Raw genomic sequence first — 16,427 nt, forward strand, 5'->3', positions numbered from 1 at the left:
ATATACGAGCCTTCCGATAAATTAGACCGACTTCCACAAAAAAATAGAACAAAATTTTAAAAATAATAGAAACAGAAAAAGGTGTCAGGCACCGCTCGTGGACAAATGTCCACGAGTGGTGCCTGACACCCTCATTTTTCCAAAAAAACGAGCCTCATCTAGAGAGTGCTCGAATTATAGCTTTAGTTTTTTGACTTCGTTAAGTGGAGATTCCAGCCACTGAGAGGCGATTTTTGTAAAGATTCGCCTTGAGCCAGTTGTGTAAAATTCGTGTTCTGGTTCTTCCTCACATGTTTCTAATAGCCCATTATACTGGAGGATTGCACTAATTTCCCGAGCGGTTTCGTCACCCGAACTAATAACGCTGACTGACTCACCCATCACTTGCTTAATTACTGGCTCTAAGAGCGGATAATGGGTACACCCTAAAATAAGCGTATCCAAATTCTGATTTAGCATCGGCTTTAAGGCTTCGTCGACAATTTTTTCTGCTATCGGACCATTAAATTCGTTACTTTCTACAAGCGGAACAAACTTCGGACAAGCATGTGCTTTCACAAAAAGCCGACTATTTAACGATTTTAATGCTCTTTCATAAGCCCCGCTTTTTACGGTACCCTCTGTGCCAATAATTCCAACACGATAGTTCTTTGTCTTCTTGATTGCCGCACGAGCTCCGGGATTAATTACTCCTAACACTGGTATGGATAATTCATTTCGAATCTCGTCCAAGGCAGCAGCTGTTGCCGTATTACAGGCAATCACGAGCATTTTAATTTTTTGATCTAATAAAAATGAGGTCATCTCCCAAGTGAATCTCTTGACTTCCTTTGTTGTTCTCGGACCATATGGGCAGCGAGCAGTATCACCCACATAGATTATTTTCTCATTTGGAAGCTGGCGCATCACCTCTTTGGCAACTGTTAGTCCGCCAACCCCAGAATCTATTACACCAATTGCTTGTTTCAAAACGTATCGCCTCTTTTAACGCATTTCCTTATGCAATTTCGTTAAGCTTTTTTGAAGAAGTTGAATTTCTTCAGGTGAGAAATCAACCAATACTTCTTCTAGATAAGCTTGCCGTTTTTTTATGACTTCATCAATGATTCTTTTGCCCTCTTCAAGTAAATGGATTCTCACCACACGACGGTCGTTTGGATTTTTCACCCGCTCAACGAGCAGATTTTTTTCCATCCGATCAACAAGATCTGTGGTCGTACTGCATGCCAAGTACATTTTAGTAGAAAGTTCCCCGATTGTCATATCACCATCTTCAAAGAGCCATTGCAAAGCAATGAATTGTGGAGGAGTAATGGTATAAGTACTTAACATTTCTCTTCCTTTTTGTTTAATGATTCCAGAAATGTAGCGTAAATCCTTCTCAATATTTGCAACAATGTCCCCATTTGCTCTTTGTAAATTTTCGACATTCATCTCATACACTCCTATAAAAAAACTTCTCTACTTCAAAAAACGATATCTATTTTAAAAGTAAGTTCAGTGTTTTCGGACTTCATGCTTCTACTTATTTTCTACTTTTTTCGCCAAAAATTCAAGTTGAAACTATTAGAAAAATACTATAATATCACTCTTTGGAGATAATAATCAAAGGAAATTTCAATAAAAAACCAAAGGTGAGAAAAGAATGGAAATTGTGATCAGCACGTCTGCACTAAAATGGTTTAAAGAAGAGGTCGAATTAAAAAAAGGGGATAAAGTGAAGTTTTATCCGAAGGTATATGGAAACAGCCCTGTCCAAGAAGGGTTTTCGCTCGGTTTCACTGTAGACAATCATCCTATCGATATAATTGTGAAAACCGAAGCTGAAGGCTTGTTATTTTATATTGAAGAAAGGGATTTGTGGTTCTTCAATGAACATGATTTACATGTCGACTACAACGAAAAAAGGGACGAAGTTGAATATCGTTATACCAAGTCGAAGGAATAATCGGTAAAAAATAGGAAGGGTGATGGTCAGCCTTCCTATTTAGTCCTTCTCAAATTTCCTGCCTATCTTACATATCATCATTAAATAAGCCCTTATTCCTCGTTTGTTTGTTAATCGATCGGCAATATTACTTCAATAAGCGTTCCTTTGTCATCGCTCCAAAAATGAACCGTCCCACGGTGATTTTGAACAATTTGTTTAGAATTCATAATCCCTAATCCTGTTCCATTTTCTTTTGTTGTAAAAAATGGTTCTCCAATCCGCTTTAACACATGTCTTGGCATGCCGCAGCCTGTGTCCTTAAATAACATCTTCACATGATGACTACCATGTTGTTTGATGTCTATCATAATTTTCCCGCCATTCGGCATCGCTTCAATTGAATTTTTTAAGAAATTAATGACGACTTGTTTTAGTTGATTTTTATCACAGTTAATAATTATATTTCCACAATCGCTCATAAATTTAATGTGAACATTTTTCATAATGGCCTGGGTATCAATCAGCGTCTTCACATCTTCGATTAAATTTCGGAGAAGGACAGGTTCAAATTTTAAATCCTGAGGTTTTGCTAATACCAATAATTCGCTGAGGATGAGATCAATCCGATTGATTTCAGATTGGATAATATCAAAATAAGTTTTATGATCATTCACTTTTGTTTCGATCAGTTGAAGAAACCCTTTAATCGCCGTGAGCGGATTACGAACTTCATGGGCAATCCCAGCTGCCAATTGTCCTGCAACATTTAATTTCTCGGAGTTTAACAATAGTTCAAGTGTCTTCTTTCTTTGGGTTATATCCCTGATGATGATGTGCCGTGCCGGTTTATTTTGAAAAATCGTCGGAATCCCTTTTACTTCCGCCTCAAAAGTGGTTCCATCCAACCGGAGCAGTTTATATTCAAGAAAATCGGTGGCTTCGCCTCCTGTAACCATTTCCACCCTGCTCTTTATAAACCGATGATAATCAGGGTGAACGATTTCACTTACTTTCTTTTGGTAAAGTTCCTCTTTTTTTGATGCGCCAAATAATCTTGTACCGGTTGCATTTATAAATAATATGTCATCTTCACTGGCAATAATCACGTTATCAGGAGAATTTTCAACTAAATCGCGATACGATTCCTCACGTTTTTCTATTTCTTCTTGGATTGTTTTTTTATCATTTTTTGTCGAACTATTCATCTCTATTTATCTATTCCTTCCCCATAAAATAAAAAGCCAAGATAGGAGTCATCCCATCTTGGCTTATGTCTAGCTCAATCGCAATTGTCTAGCTCATTTCCGCCTTTATGCTTTTGGTGATAAAATCAGTACGATTACACTTTTATCGCGGTTAAAATCCCAATCCACAAAAATATCATTCACTTTTGTTTGGAGGATAGATTCAAAATTACCGCTGCCATGTAATAATCGTTTTTCAAGATTGCGTTTCGCAAGCCTTAATGCTTCAAAATTTCCTAAACGAATTAATTCTTTTTCAATTGGAACAAGAATCCCATTTCGAACCACCACCAGCGTCCGTTCATTTAATAGGTAGGAAACGACGTCTTCTGGCGCTTTTTCCGCTTGTAGGCTAATTCTATTTATTTCTTGGTGAAGAGAATCTTGACCAGGGTAATGATATTGTTTTTCATATTGAGGGTCGCTTTCACTCGAGGTAGAGCCTATACAAACAAATATCCCACTTTTATTGTGTAATCCCCAATCATAATAAAATTCACTTACATCCATATCAGTCAGAATTTTAATATAAGCTTTAAATTCAGGGATTAATGTTTGCATCAACAAATCTCTTGTGGTTTGTACCATTGTTTCTTGTTGCTGCCCTAACAAAACACTCTCAGAAGGCGAAATAAAGTTACGTAAATAAACAGTCATTACTGAATGATTATAGGAAACAAAAACAGATTCGGGACCTTTTCCGAAATTTTCACGAAGAGTCCTTCCAATAAAACCTGCTAGCTCCGTTTGCACTTGTTTATTTTCCAAGTAAAACATCCTTTTATGAGATAAAAGCATTATTTCTTTTATCCTAAATTTATTTTAAATGTCTATAACTAGATTATCAATTTATTTCTGTGGATTTATTCGCAAATATTGTGAAATATTTACAACAAAATACATTTCGATTAGGTTTTTTCACTTTAAGGCCGAATAAAATTAGTTTGCAGATTAACAATAATGCTAGTGTTACTTTTTAACACTAAAACTTCAATGTGGAGGGGTATACTTTGAATATATTTTACAGCTTAGTCTCAACCTTATTCATTTTGGGTTTTAGAGCGGCATTCTTATTTAGTCATACATCCTCTTGGTTAAAAAGGATGGTAAGAATACCTGCTTTCATTTAAGCAGAGAAATATTTCCAAGTATTAATCATCCGCATTGTCATCAAAAAAGGTAAGCATTTCGCATGCTTACCTTTTTTATGACGATCTATTAATAATGAAACCGGCCTCCTAAAAAAGGATGCCGGTCTGTGTTAAAGTTCTAGCTCTCCCATTCGAAGGAGCTCTACAACTGCTTGAGAACGCCCCTTTACACCAAGCTTTTGCATGGCATTTGAAATGTGATTCCGAACCGTTTTTTCGCTTATAAATAATTCACCAGCGATTTCTTTTGTTGTTTTGTCTTGTACTAATAACTCGAATACTTCTCTTTCTCGTTTGGTGAGTAACGGCTTATGATTATAAACATTCTCCTTCAAGTACTGTAACCCTCCTTGCCTTCGCCAGTTATGAACACGGGGTGGGTATATATTTAGTCAACATATCTTATGTGAACAATACTAATGTAGTGACTATATTTGCTTAGAGGAGATTGTTTTTTATGAAAAAAAAGCTCCTAATCATTAGGAACTTTTGGGTGTTGCATAAATTATATATCGCTTTGGTGCATTCCCTACATAACGAAACGGATAACAGGTTGTCAAAATTAATTCCTCTTTCTCATGTTGGAGCGTAATAATGCTTGTATCATCAGACTTCACAATCTTCGTATCAGTGATTTCATAAGTATAGGATCCATACGGCATTTCCATCTTAAGTGAATCACCAATCTTTAACTCACCTAATTTACGAAATACGGTGTCTCGATGCCCGGATAAAACAATTTGTCCTTGATCCCCAGGAAAATATGCCCCTTTATAATGACCGACCCCTTTTTCGAGGTCATCCGGATCGGTTCCTTCGACTATGGCTAGCTCTGCTTTGATTTTTGGAATGGCTAAGAGACCGACTGTATCCCCCATTTTAGGAGGCGGGCTGTTTACAACCCTTTTTTGAGGAGCTACTGCAGGCCGATCGGCAATCAGTTCCTTTGCTTCTTTGAGTGATGCATGCGTTTGCGTTTTCACATCGATAAATTGCCGTAGTCCTATCCCTACTAAAATTAGACCTGCAATAATAATTAACAGCGGAAATTTATTTTTCACCTCTATATACCATCCTTTTCTAACCGGCTGTACATCAATATGAGTATAACAAACCGCTGCTGAAAGAACCAATGCAATCATTCGCCCATAAACGACAAAAAAACCTTCTTTTCCACACTTGAAAAGAAGGTTTTTCTATTGGATTACGCTAAAAGAGTTCTGCCCTTTTAAGCGTGGTCACTACCAAAAAAGCTTCTGAAAGCTTGAATGGTAGTATCACGGTTCAATGCCGCAATGGAGGTAGTCAACGGAATACCTTTTGGACAAGATTGAACACAGTTTTGTGAATTACCACAGTTAGCAAGTCCACCATCACCCATAATCGCTTCAAGACGTTCTGCCTTATTCATCGCACCAGTTGGATGTGCATTGAAAAGACGAACTTGTGAAAGCGGCTGAGCCCCAATGAAGTTTGATTTACTGTTTACGTTTGGGCATGCCTCAAGACATACACCACATGTCATACATTTAGAAAGTTCATATGCCCATTGACGCTTTGTCTCTGGCATACGTGGACCAGGTCCTAAATCATAGGTACCATCGATAGGAATCCACGCTTTTACTTTCTTTAAGGCATCAAACATTCTACTTCTGTCAACCTGAAGATCACGTACCACTGGGAATGTCTTCATCGGTGCTAAACGAATTGGCTGCTCCAATTGATCGATTAGTGCGGAACAAGATTGACGCGGCTTGCCGTTGATGACCATCGAACAAGCGCCACAAACTTCTTCTAAACAGTTCATATCCCATGTAATTGGGGTAGATGCTTGTCCTTTCGCATTGACAGGATTTTTACGGATTTCCATTAACGCCGAAATGACATTCATATTCGGACGATAAGGAACCTCAAATTCCTCCTCATAAGGAGCAGAATTTTCGCTATCTTGACGTGAAATAATAAATTTCACCATTTTAGTTTCAGACATTTTTCCTACTCCCCTTTATTTTTAGCATAGTTACGTTCACGTGGCTTAATCAATGAAACGTCAACATCTTCGTAATGGAAAGCCGGTGCTGATGTACTATCAACGAATTTCGCCATTGTTGTTTTTAAGAATTCCTCATCATTACGGTTAGGGAAGTCAGGTTTGTAATGCGCACCACGGCTTTCATTACGGTTGTATGCACCGATCGTAATTACACGAGCCAACTGAAGCATGTTTTGCAGTTGTCTTGTAAATGCAGCACCTTGATTGCTCCATTTTGAAGTATCATGGATGTTGATATTTTGGAAACGTTCTAATAGCTCTTGGATTTTCTCATCTGTCTTTAACAGCCTGTCATTGTAACGAACAACTGTTACATTATCCGTCATCCATTCTCCAAGCTCTTTATGAAGCACATAGGCATTTTCGTTTCCATTTAGAGACATAATCGAATTCCATTTGTCTTCTTGTTCTTTAACATGACGATCAAATACTGAAGAAGATACTGCATCCGAACTCTTTTCTAGACCTTTGATATATTTAACAGCGTTTGGTCCTACGACCATTCCGCCGTATATAGCTGATAGCAAGGAATTGGCACCTAAACGGTTCGCTCCATGCTGTGAATAATCACATTCACCTGCTGCAAACAGACCTGGAATATTGGTCATTTGGTCATAATCAACCCATAGACCGCCCATCGAATAGTGAACCGCAGGGAATATTTTCATAGGAACTTTACGTGGGTCATCACCCATGAATTTTTCGTAAATTTCAATAATCCCGCCTAGTTTAATATCCAATTCATGCGGATCCTTATGAGAAAGATCTAGGTATACCATGTTCTCGCCATTGACTCCGAGTTTTTGATTCACACACACATCAAAGATTTCGCGAGTTGCGATATCACGCGGTACAAGGTTTCCATAGGCTGGATATTTTTCCTCTAGGAAATACCAAGGCTTACCATCTTTATATGTCCAAACACGGCCGCCTTCACCACGAGCAGATTCACTCATAAGACGAAGTTTATCGTCTCCAGGAATAGCTGTTGGATGGATTTGAATCATTTCACCGTTAGCATAATAAGCACCTTGCTGATACACAATCGATGCGGCGGAACCTGTATTAATAACGGAGTTTGTTGATTTTCCAAAGATAATACCAGGACCTCCAGTAGCCATGATTACGGCATCGCCAGAGAAGGATTTAATTTCCATTGTTTTTAAATTTTGAGCAACAATCCCACGGCATACACCATCGTCATCAACAACGGAACCAAGGAATTCCCAGCCTTCGTATTTCGTAACAAGACCTGCTACTTCTTCACGACGTACTTGTTCATCCAAAGCATAGAGCAGCTGTTGACCAGTAGTTGCACCAGCAAATGCCGTCCTGTGAAACTGTGTACCTCCAAAACGACGGAAGTCCAATAATCCTTCTGGAGTACGGTTAAACATAACTCCCATACGGTCCATTAAGTGAATAATGCCAGGTGCTGCGTCACACATCGCTTTTACTGGAGGCTGGTTAGCCAAGAAATCTCCGCCATAAACGGTGTCATCAAAGTGGATATATGTTGAATCGCCTTCACCTTTTGTATTTACTGCTCCATTAATACCACCCTGGGCACAAACAGAGTGAGAGCGTTTAACAGGAACTAAAGAGAACAGCTCTACGGGTGTTCCTGTTTCTGCAACTTTAATCGTTGCCATTAAGCCAGCTAAACCGCCGCCGACTATAATCACCTTACCTTTACTCATTCGTGACTCACTCCCTTAATCCAAAATCCAATATTTTTCCGTTCAATCATTCATTTGTTATACAAAAGCTAGTAATGTTGTCACACCTACATAGGATAGAGCCAAGAAAATAACGATTGTCACGTATGTAGAAATAACTTGAGATCGAGGCGTTACAGTAATGCCCCAGCTAACCAAGAATGACCACAATCCATTTGCAAAGTGGAAAATCGCTGAAATGATACCAACGACATAAAATCCAAACATGAATGGGGATGAAAGAATATCTTGCATCATTTGGAAGTTAACTTCATTTCCAAAAGCGGCAGCTACACGGGTTTCCCAAACATGCCAAGTGATAAAAATTAGTGTAATTACACCAGACACACGTTGGAGTAAAAACATCCAGTTTCTAAAAAAACCATATTGACTTGCATTGTTTTTGGCTGTAAATGCAATATACAGGCCATAGATTGCATGGAATAAAATCGGTAAATAAATAATTACAGTTTCTAAAACATAGCGAAATGGAAGACCCCCCATAAAGTTCGCAGCTTTGTTGAAGGATTCTACCCCTTCAGTTGCATAGTGGTTCACAACCAGATGCTGCATCAAAAAGATCCCGATTGGAATAACACCAAGCAACGAATGCAATCTCCGATAAACAAACTCTCGATTACCCGCCATAAATTTACCCCCCTAAAATGTTAAAAAAATGATGTTCAGTTTCTATTAATTTAAATCCCATAAGTTTGAAACCTTCCATCACTGTGACAATAATGTGACAAGTACATTTTACTCCCATCATCTAAGAGCGTCAAGAAAACGGATACACAATTCCTACATAAAACTACAATTTTTTTAAATATATTGAAATTATAATAGATTGACTTTTTCACTACTTAAAATGGATATATTTTAAAAATAAATCGATTTTTATGATTAATTACCAAGATATTACGGTTGTAATTTTTCCCATAAAGGGAATCATAATTATTATGATAAACAAGGTTAGATATTGCAAAATAACAAAAAATGAAGCTAATTTGATTCGTTATAACTAGAAAAACTGTACTGAAACTTTTTAAAAAGTGTATATAATAGAATGATAGAAAGAGGGGAAGCTTGTGAATAATAGTACAGTTGTTAATGAAACGATAAATATCGATGAGCCAAGAACGATATCCATTTTCGGTTATGAATTAATCAGGGAAATTCTTTTGCCAGAAATTTTAGGAAAAGATACGCCTGAAATTTTATATTGGGCCGGAAAACGACTTGCGCGAAAATATCCATTAACGGATATGGAGCAGATTATTGATTTCTTCGCCAAAGCCTCTTGGGGCCAACTGGAACTAACAAAGGAAAATAAAACAGAAATCCAATTTGAATTGATGAGCCCGATAATGGTCTCTCGTGTTAAGTCCAAAGCAGAGCACTTTTTCCAACTCGAAGCGGGATTCCTTGCTCAACAAATTGAATATCAAAAAGAAGCTAGTGCTGAAACCTTCGAGCATCCAGTAAAAAAATCAAACAAAGTCCTTTTCACCGTCAAATGGGAAAAAAACTAAAGCGCAAGCGCCCGAAAATGGTGTCAGGCACTCAATAGTGCCTGACACCATTTTTGGCGTTTCCGCTTATTTATTAGCCAGTTCGAATGCTTCGTGCAAAGCTTCTACTGCTTTTAACATATATTTTTCTTCAACCACAGCAGAAACCTTAATTTCTGATGTGCTGACCATTTTGATTTGGATGTTGTGTGTAGCGAGTACCTCAAACATCTTTGCTGCTACACCAGGATTAGAAATCATCCCTGAACCGACAATGGACACCTTCGCTAATTTGTTTTCAGCATCAATTTGCTCATAATTAAGCACAGATTTATTGTCTTCTAAGACATTTAACGTTTCTAATAGGTCGTCAGTATGAATAGAGAATGATAAATTCGCAGAACCACCCTCTGTGGTGCTTTGAATAATAATATCTACATTCAGATGATTTTCTGCAAGTGTTGTAAAGATTGTAGACAGGCTTGTTAATGAATTGGCTAAGCCTAATACTGTTACTTTTGTAATTTCATCTTCAAATGCGACACCGCGGACTACTAAGTTTTGTTCCATTGCTGCTTCCCCCTCAATAACTGTTCCTTCTATTTTCTCCATACTTGAACGAACCTCGAGCCGAACTTGATAGTTTTTGGCAAATTCTACTGCCCGTGGATGAAGTACACCTGCACCTAAATTAGCTAACTCAAGCATTTCATCGTACGACACTGATAATAATTTACGAGCACTTTTAATATATCTTGGGTCTGTCGTGAAAACTCCCGTTACATCTGTATAAATGTCACATTTATCTGCTTTAAGAGCAGCAGCCAACGCTACTGCTGTCGTATCGGAACCTCCACGGCCAAGTGTTGTAATTTCTCCGTCTTCTGTGATTCCCTGGAATCCAGCAACAATCACCACTTTGCCGTCTTCGAGTTGAGTTTCAATCGCTGCTGTTTTAATACTTGAAATCCGGGCATTTCCATGGACTGGTTCTGTCATAATCCCTGCCTGCCAGCCAGTAAAGGAAACAGCATCAAGCCCTTGCTGGTTTAAAGCCATAGACAATAACGAGATGGTTACTTGTTCTCCAGTTGATAACAGCATGTCCATTTCTCGTTTATTAGGCTGCTGAGAAATTTCCTTTGCTAAACTAACTAGGGTATCCGTAGATTTCCCCATTGCAGAAACAACAACAACCACTTTGTTACCGCGATCTATCTCCTCTTTTACACATGATGCTACATTTAAGATTCTTTCTACGCTAGCAACGGAGGTACCTCCGAATTTTTGTACAATAATCCCCATGTTTGTTTTCTCCTTCTTTCCGGTGAATACGTTAATTTTTCGCAAATAAAAAAGCAATGAGAAGGGCATCTCATTGCTTAAAACACGAAAAAAATTCTCGCATCTACAATGTAAGATAGCTCTCCAAGACATTCGTCTTGACAATCCAGCATTTATTCAATACAGGACCAGCAAAGAAAGAAATGAGACCTTCCTTACTTCGGCGAACATCCCCTTTCATGATTCTTCTCAGAAGCTCATCCTTCTCAGAACCACTACTCTTGAAGTTCGCACCTCTACCTTCACTTTAATACGTAAAAGTGATAGTAAATTAAATTTTCACTTATTATAGCATGTTCCTTTTTTTCTGACAATCACTAGGATTGAAGTTTTTTGATTAATTCATCGGCTACATTGGTCGGAATTCCGATATTTATGAATTCCTCTTTGCTAGCCTCTTTCATTTTTTTCACCGAGCCGAACTGTTTTAACAACAACTTTTTCCGTTTCTCCCCAATTCCAGGAATATCGTCAAGCAAGGATTGGAAAGCACTTTTTCCACGAAGTTGGCGATGGAAGGTGATCGCAAAGCGATGGACTTCATCTTGTATCCTTTGCAGCAAATAAAACTCCTGGCTATTTCGCCCCAAAGGAACAATTCCTAATGGATTGCCATACAACAATTGTGAAGTACGGTGTTTATCGTCTTTTGCAAGACCCGACAGCGGTATATCTAAGCCTAACTCATTTTCCAATACATCTCGTACTGCTTCGACATGTCCTTTTCCACCATCGATAATGATTAAATCTGGTAGAGGGAGCTCCTCTTTTAGAGCACGTGAATATCTTCTGCGCGTTACTTCCCGCATCGATTCATAATCATCCGGTCCTTGGACGGTTTTGATCTTGTATTTTCGGTATTCACGATGATTCGCCTTACCATCAATGAAAACGACCATTGCGGAAACAGGGTCTGTTCCTTGAATGTTAGAATTATCAAAGGCCTCAATTCGATGAGGCGTATAGATTCCCAATAATTCGCCCAGGTTCTCGACTGCCTTAATGGTTCGCTCTTCATCTTTTTCAATCAATGAAAACTTTTCATCCAAGGCAATTTTTGCATTTTTAATGGCCAATTGAACAAGATCCTTCTTTTGCCCTCGTTGAGGCTGGAACACTTTAACTTCTAAAAGTTGTTCAGCTAAACTTAACTCGACTTCATCCTGGATGAGGATTTCCTTTGGCTTGAAGTGATTGGCTTTTGAATAAAATTGGCCGAGGAACGTTAGGATTTCCTCGTCAGGCTCATTATAAATAGGGAACATCGAAACATCACGCTCGATTAGTTTTCCTTGGCGGACAAAAAAGACTTGCACACACATCCAGCCTTTATCGACTGAATAGCCAAACACATCACGGTCCGTAAAATCAGTCATCGTGATTTTTTGTTTCTCCATAATCGTTTCTATATGGATGATTTTATCACGATATTCTTTCGCTCTTTCAAAGTCTAATTCTTCGGAGGCAGCAGACATTTTTTCCTTAAGTTCTTTCTTAATTTCCTTATAGCCACCATTTAAAAAGCGAGTGATTTCATCTGTCATTTGTTTATACTGTTCTTCCTGAACTTCATTCACACATGGTGCCAGACATTGCCCTAAGTGGTAGTATAAGCAAACTCGATCCGGCAGGGTTGAGCATTTACGAAGTGGATAAATGCGGTCAAGAAGTTTTTTCGTTTCATTGGCTGCGGTCACATTTGGGTACGGTCCAAAGTATTTGCCTTTGTCTTTTTTTACTTTTCTAGTAATGATAAGTTTCGGATGCCTTTCCGCTGTCAACTTTATAAACGGATACGTTTTATCATCCTTCAGCATGATATTGTATTTTGGATCGTACTTTTTAATAAGATTTAGTTCCAGTAGGAGAGCTTCAATATTCGAAGAGGTGACAATATATTCAAAGTCCTCAATTTCATTGACAAGTCTTAACGTCTTCCCATCGTGTGACCCAGTGAAATAAGAACGAACACGATTCTTTAATACTTTGGCCTTTCCTACATAAATAATCGTTCCCTGACGGTCTTTCATTAAGTAGCAGCCAGGCTGATCCGGCAGCAGCGTCAGTTTTTGCTTAATAGTTTCATTCATTCCGGCCACTCCCCTCCCGTCTTTTTTTGTTTACCTTATAAAATTTTAAATCATAGCACTGATAATTAAAAGTGGATTCTTTTACAAAAAAAGCTTTGTAAAACTTGCCTGTGGATTTTCGCTCCACTTGGTTAGACTATCAACAATGATCTTTAATACAGCCTTGCAAAAAGAAAAAACCTTAGCTGGAGTGATCCAAGCTAAGGTTTTTCGATATGGTTACACGTGTTTTTCTAAAACACTTGCTAATGCATCTTTTGGTTGGAAGCCGACAACTTTATCAACGACTTCGCCATCTTTCATAACTAATAACGTTGGGATGCTCATTACACCGAAGTTTGCCGCAGTTTGTGGGTTATCATCCACGTCAAGTTTTGTGATTTTTACTTTCTCGCCCATTTCTAAATCAAGTTCTTCAAGAACTGGAGCGATCATTTTACAAGGTCCGCACCATGGTGCCCAAAAATCTACAAGAACGAGGCCAGAACCTGTTTCAGTCGAAAAGTTTTGATCTGTTAAATGTGAAATTGCCATTTATATTGCCCTCCTAAAAATTACTGAATTACTATCGAAAGTATAACATCGTTTGGAAAATCAAGCTAATAAATTGCTTCACCTATCATTCTTACCATGAATAATCTTTCATATCCAAAAATAAAACGAGCGGAAGCATCCGCTCGCCCTTCTTATTATGAGTGTACTTTCAGCTTTTTAAACTCTTCAGTTAGTAATGGCACAACTTCAAACAAGTCTCCGACGATTCCGTAATCAGCTACCTTGAAGATGTTCGCTTCTGGGTCTTTGTTAATAGCGACGATCACCTTTGAGTTGGACATTCCCGCTAAATGTTGAATAGCCCCAGAAATACCGCAGGCAATATAAAGGTCTGGTGTGACAACCTTGCCAGTTTGGCCAATTTGTAAAGAGTAATCACAATAGTCAGCATCACAGGCACCACGGGATGCACCAACAGCTCCGCCTAGAACAGCCGCAAGTTCTTTAAGTGGTTGGAAACCATCCGCACTTTTTACACCGCGGCCTCCAGAAATAACCACCTTTGCTTCACTTAAGTCAACGCCCTCACTTGCTTTTCTGACGACCTCTTTAATTATGGCACGAAGGTCTTTAATGTCTACGGAAAGAGTTGAAACCTCGCCGCTTCTGCTTTCATCTTTTTCTAGAGGTGCGATATTATTTGGTCGTACCGTTGCGAAAATTAAGCCATCGGTAACAATTTTCTTTTCAAATGCTTTTCCTGAATAAATTGGTCTTGTGAAAACGACATTACCGCCAGCTACTTCAACAGCTGTGGCATCGGAAATTAAACCTGATGCTAATTTCCCTGCAATTCTTGGAGACAGGTCTTTCCCAAGTGAGGTATGGCCTAAAACCAATCCTTCTGGTTTTTCTTGATCGAGCACTGCTAACAGCGCTTGAGCATAACCATCTGATGTATATAGTTTTAATTTTTCATCCTCAACCACTACTACTCGGTCTGCTCCGAAGTGGATCAACTCAGTCGATAGAGCGCTTACAGAAGCGCCTACTAAAACACCAACTACCTCTCCGCCCTCAGCAATTGTTTTTGCTGCTGCAATCGCTTCGAATGATACATTACGTAATGAACCGTCACGAACTTCTCCTAATACTACCACTTTTCTTGACATTTCATTTACCTCCTGAGAACAATTTTTGTATAAAAACGTTTAAATTACTTTTGCTTCGGTATGAAGAAGGTGAACAAGTTCCTTCACTTGATCATTCAAATCACCTGCTAAAACTCGGCCCGCTTCCTTTTTAGGCGGCAAATAAATTTCAATCGTTTTTGTTTTTGCTTCAACATCGTCTTCTTCAAGATCTAGGTCGTCTAACTCTAATTCTTCAAGCGGCTTTTTCTTTGCTTTCATGATTCCAGGTAAAGAAGGGTAGCGCGGCTCGTTAAGACCTTGTTGTGCCGTTACTAATAATGGAAGGCTCGTTTCAATGATTTCTGAATCGCCCTCGACGTCACGGGTAACGGTTACATTTGTTCCCTCAATTTCTAACTTTGTAATAGTAGTTACATAAGGAATGTTTAGTAATTCCGCAACACGAGGTCCTACTTGACCGGTTCCGCCGTCAATCGCAACATTTCCGCCAATAATTAAATCAGCGTCTTTATCCTTTAAATATTCCGCAAGGATTTTCGCAGTTGTAAATTGATCTCCACCTTCAACATCATCCTCCGTATTAATTAGGACTGCTTTGTCAGCACCCATCGCAAGTGCGGTACGTAATTGTTTTTCTGACTCGTCAGTTCCAACTGTAATGACTGTTACTTCCCCACCCTTAGCATCGCGAACTTGGATCGCTTCTTCAATTGCATATTCGTCATAAGGATTGATGATAAATTCTGCACCATCCTCATTGATTTTTCCGCCTGAAATCGTTATTTTTTCTTCAGTATCAAAAGTTCTTTTTAGTAATACGTAAATATTCATGGTATCCCTCCTGATAAAATTTCGAGCATTCGCTCAGTTTGAAAGATTAAGAAAATTTTATAGAAAAAATTTTTTATTTAAGCCTTCCTTGCAATTATACCTGCAAAGATAAGTTTATTCACCTTTAAAATGTGGTTCCCTTTTTTCAATAAAGGCTTGTATGCCTTCTTTTCCATCCTTAGAGACGAAAACTTCACCAAATAACTGAGCTTCCCTTTTGGAACCTTCAAAGAACTCATCTGTTTTTGCATAATTTAACAATTCAATGGTAGCCTTAAGTGCACCAGGGCTTTTCTTGGCGATTTTCCTTGCAAGCTTATATGCCTGCTCGACCACTTCCGTTTCTGGAAAGGCACGATTTGCTAATCCAAATTGGACTGCCTCAACACCTGAGATAGGCTCAGAAGTAAACAGCATTTCCGCCGCTCTTGCCACTCCGACATATTTAGGCAGACGCTGCGATCCGGCGAATCCGGGAATTAAGCCAAGCTGCAATTCAGGAAGACCAAGTTTTGTCGTTTCACTTACATAACGGATATGACAGGCCATTGCTAATTCAAGCCCTCCGCCAAGTGCTGCGCCATGAATAGCTGCGATAATCGGTTTCGGAAATTTTTCCATCCGGTCAAATAAATCTTGTCCGAACTTACCAAGATTAGAGAACCCTTCTGAAGAAGAAACCGTTGTAAATTCTTTAATATCTGCACCAGCAGAGAAAAAGCGCCCTTCCCCATGAATGACAATCACCCGGATCTCGCGATTGGGTTCGATTTCATCAAGAACTGCCGCCAATTCCCTTAAAAGTCCTGAAGAAAGGGCGTTTGCCGGAGGACGATCAATTGTGATCGTGGCAATATTGTCTTGATATGACCATTTTAAGTATTCCATTTGAATTCCCCCTATTAA

The 16,427-nt window shown here is 38.8% G+C and carries 17 protein-coding genes and 1 riboswitch; of the genes, 2 read left to right on the plus strand and 15 right to left on the minus strand.

What is annotated here, in order from left to right; all coding sequences use genetic code 11:
* Nucleotides 1-174 precede the first annotated feature (174 nt).
* Both racE and KW850_RS12230 read right to left on the minus strand, forming a co-directional pair.
* A complete protein-coding gene (gene racE, locus KW850_RS12225; protein ID WP_218347852.1) occupies nt 175-969 on the minus strand; it encodes a glutamate racemase in 795 nt (264 codons plus the stop codon).
* A 15-nt stretch (nt 970-984) separates the two neighbouring features.
* On the minus strand, nt 985-1,434 hold the full coding sequence (locus KW850_RS12230; RefSeq protein WP_218347853.1) for a MarR family winged helix-turn-helix transcriptional regulator: 450 nt from the start codon (nt 1,432-1,434) through the stop codon (nt 985-987).
* A 211-nt stretch (nt 1,435-1,645) separates the two neighbouring features.
* On the opposite strand from KW850_RS12230, the gene KW850_RS12235 reads away from it, so the two are divergent.
* Nucleotides 1,646-1,948 carry a HesB/YadR/YfhF family protein gene (locus tag KW850_RS12235; protein ID WP_218347854.1) on the plus strand — a complete coding sequence of 101 codons (303 nt, stop codon included), beginning with the start codon at nt 1,646-1,648 and terminating at the stop codon, nt 1,946-1,948.
* A 110-nt stretch (nt 1,949-2,058) separates the two neighbouring features.
* Here the strand turns inward: KW850_RS12235 and KW850_RS12240 are convergent, their stop codons facing one another.
* The 7 genes from KW850_RS12240 to KW850_RS12270 form a co-directional block, all read right to left on the minus strand.
* Nucleotides 2,059-3,135, minus strand: coding sequence for an ATP-binding protein (locus KW850_RS12240; protein ID WP_218347855.1), 1,077 nt, complete (start codon nt 3,133-3,135; stop codon nt 2,059-2,061).
* A gap of 105 nt (nt 3,136-3,240) precedes the next feature.
* Nucleotides 3,241-3,942: a Na-translocating system protein MpsC family protein gene (locus tag KW850_RS12245; RefSeq protein ID WP_256358220.1), complete on the minus strand. Its 702-nt coding sequence runs from the start codon at nt 3,940-3,942 to the stop codon at nt 3,241-3,243.
* A 493-nt stretch (nt 3,943-4,435) separates the two neighbouring features.
* A complete protein-coding gene (gene gerE, locus KW850_RS12250; RefSeq protein WP_026563391.1) occupies nt 4,436-4,660 on the minus strand; it encodes a spore germination transcription factor GerE in 225 nt (74 codons plus the stop codon).
* Nucleotides 4,661-4,804: 144 nt separating this feature from the next.
* Nucleotides 4,805-5,386 (minus strand): class D sortase, encoded by a 582-nt coding sequence (locus tag KW850_RS12255; protein WP_218347925.1) that lies wholly within the window; start codon nt 5,384-5,386, stop codon nt 4,805-4,807.
* Between the two features lie 167 nt (nt 5,387-5,553).
* Nucleotides 5,554-6,315, minus strand: a complete 762-nt coding sequence (sdhB, locus tag KW850_RS12260; RefSeq protein ID WP_218347856.1) for a succinate dehydrogenase iron-sulfur subunit — start codon at nt 6,313-6,315, stop codon at nt 5,554-5,556.
* Nucleotides 6,316-6,320: 5 nt separating this feature from the next.
* A complete protein-coding gene (gene sdhA / locus KW850_RS12265; protein ID WP_218347857.1) occupies nt 6,321-8,078 on the minus strand; it encodes a succinate dehydrogenase flavoprotein subunit in 1,758 nt (585 codons plus the stop codon).
* Between the two features lie 57 nt (nt 8,079-8,135).
* Nucleotides 8,136-8,744, minus strand: coding sequence for a succinate dehydrogenase cytochrome b558 subunit (locus KW850_RS12270; RefSeq protein ID WP_218347858.1), 609 nt, complete (start codon nt 8,742-8,744; stop codon nt 8,136-8,138).
* A gap of 440 nt (nt 8,745-9,184) precedes the next feature.
* Between KW850_RS12270 and KW850_RS12275 the strand changes: the two genes are divergently transcribed.
* Nucleotides 9,185-9,628 carry a YslB family protein gene (locus tag KW850_RS12275; RefSeq protein WP_218347859.1) on the plus strand — a complete coding sequence of 148 codons (444 nt, stop codon included), beginning with the start codon at nt 9,185-9,187 and terminating at the stop codon, nt 9,626-9,628.
* A gap of 66 nt (nt 9,629-9,694) precedes the next feature.
* Here KW850_RS12275 and KW850_RS12280 read toward each other — a convergent pair whose 3' ends face one another.
* The 6 genes from KW850_RS12280 to KW850_RS12305 form a co-directional block, all read right to left on the minus strand.
* Nucleotides 9,695-10,912: an aspartate kinase gene (locus KW850_RS12280; protein WP_218347860.1), complete on the minus strand. Its 1,218-nt coding sequence runs from the start codon at nt 10,910-10,912 to the stop codon at nt 9,695-9,697.
* 108 nt (nt 10,913-11,020) lie between these two features.
* Nucleotides 11,021-11,198: riboswitch (Lysine riboswitch) on the minus strand.
* Nucleotides 11,199-11,268: 70 nt separating this feature from the next.
* Entirely contained in the window at nt 11,269-13,041 is a 1,773-nt protein-coding gene (gene uvrC, locus KW850_RS12285) for an excinuclease ABC subunit UvrC (RefSeq protein WP_218347861.1), read from the minus strand.
* A 219-nt stretch (nt 13,042-13,260) separates the two neighbouring features.
* Nucleotides 13,261-13,575: a thioredoxin gene (gene trxA, locus KW850_RS12290; RefSeq protein ID WP_218347862.1), complete on the minus strand. Its 315-nt coding sequence runs from the start codon at nt 13,573-13,575 to the stop codon at nt 13,261-13,263.
* A 155-nt stretch (nt 13,576-13,730) separates the two neighbouring features.
* Nucleotides 13,731-14,708, minus strand: coding sequence for an electron transfer flavoprotein subunit alpha/FixB family protein (locus KW850_RS12295; RefSeq protein WP_218347863.1), 978 nt, complete (start codon nt 14,706-14,708; stop codon nt 13,731-13,733).
* Nucleotides 14,709-14,747: 39 nt separating this feature from the next.
* A complete protein-coding gene (locus tag KW850_RS12300) occupies nt 14,748-15,521 on the minus strand; it encodes an electron transfer flavoprotein subunit beta/FixA family protein (RefSeq protein WP_218347864.1) in 774 nt (257 codons plus the stop codon).
* Nucleotides 15,522-15,635: 114 nt separating this feature from the next.
* Complete coding sequence (locus KW850_RS12305) at nt 15,636-16,409, minus strand: enoyl-CoA hydratase (RefSeq protein ID WP_218347865.1); 774 nt, start codon at nt 16,407-16,409, stop codon at nt 15,636-15,638.
* Nucleotides 16,410-16,427 lie beyond the last annotated feature (18 nt).

This window comes from Bacillus sp. sid0103 (assembly GCF_019219025.1).

Bases quoted from the DNA above. Each gene is read 5' to 3' on its own strand.
- KW850_RS12270 (WP_218347858.1), bottom strand. From the start codon at position 8,744: ATGGCGGGTAATCGAGAGTTTGTTTATCGGAGATTGCATTCGTTGCTT.
- uvrC (WP_218347861.1), bottom strand. From the start codon at position 13,041: ATGAATGAAACTATTAAGCAAAAACTGACGCTGCTGCCGGATCAGCCT.
- trxA (WP_218347862.1), bottom strand. From the start codon at position 13,575: ATGGCAATTTCACATTTAACAGATCAAAACTTTTCGACTGAAACAGGT.
- KW850_RS12295 (WP_218347863.1), bottom strand. From the start codon at position 14,708: ATGTCAAGAAAAGTGGTAGTATTAGGAGAAGTTCGTGACGGTTCATTA.
- sdhA (WP_218347857.1), bottom strand. From the start codon at position 8,078: ATGAGTAAAGGTAAGGTGATTATAGTCGGCGGCGGTTTAGCTGGCTTA.
- KW850_RS12300 (WP_218347864.1), bottom strand. From the start codon at position 15,521: ATGAATATTTACGTATTACTAAAAAGAACTTTTGATACTGAAGAAAAA.
- KW850_RS12305 (WP_218347865.1), bottom strand. From the start codon at position 16,409: ATGGAATACTTAAAATGGTCATATCAAGACAATATTGCCACGATCACA.
- sdhB (WP_218347856.1), bottom strand. From the start codon at position 6,315: ATGTCTGAAACTAAAATGGTGAAATTTATTATTTCACGTCAAGATAGC.
- KW850_RS12230 (WP_218347853.1), bottom strand. From the start codon at position 1,434: ATGAATGTCGAAAATTTACAAAGAGCAAATGGGGACATTGTTGCAAAT.
- KW850_RS12235 (WP_218347854.1), top strand. From the start codon at position 1,646: ATGGAAATTGTGATCAGCACGTCTGCACTAAAATGGTTTAAAGAAGAG.
- KW850_RS12240 (WP_218347855.1), bottom strand. From the start codon at position 3,135: ATGAATAGTTCGACAAAAAATGATAAAAAAACAATCCAAGAAGAAATA.
- KW850_RS12280 (WP_218347860.1), bottom strand. From the start codon at position 10,912: ATGGGGATTATTGTACAAAAATTCGGAGGTACCTCCGTTGCTAGCGTA.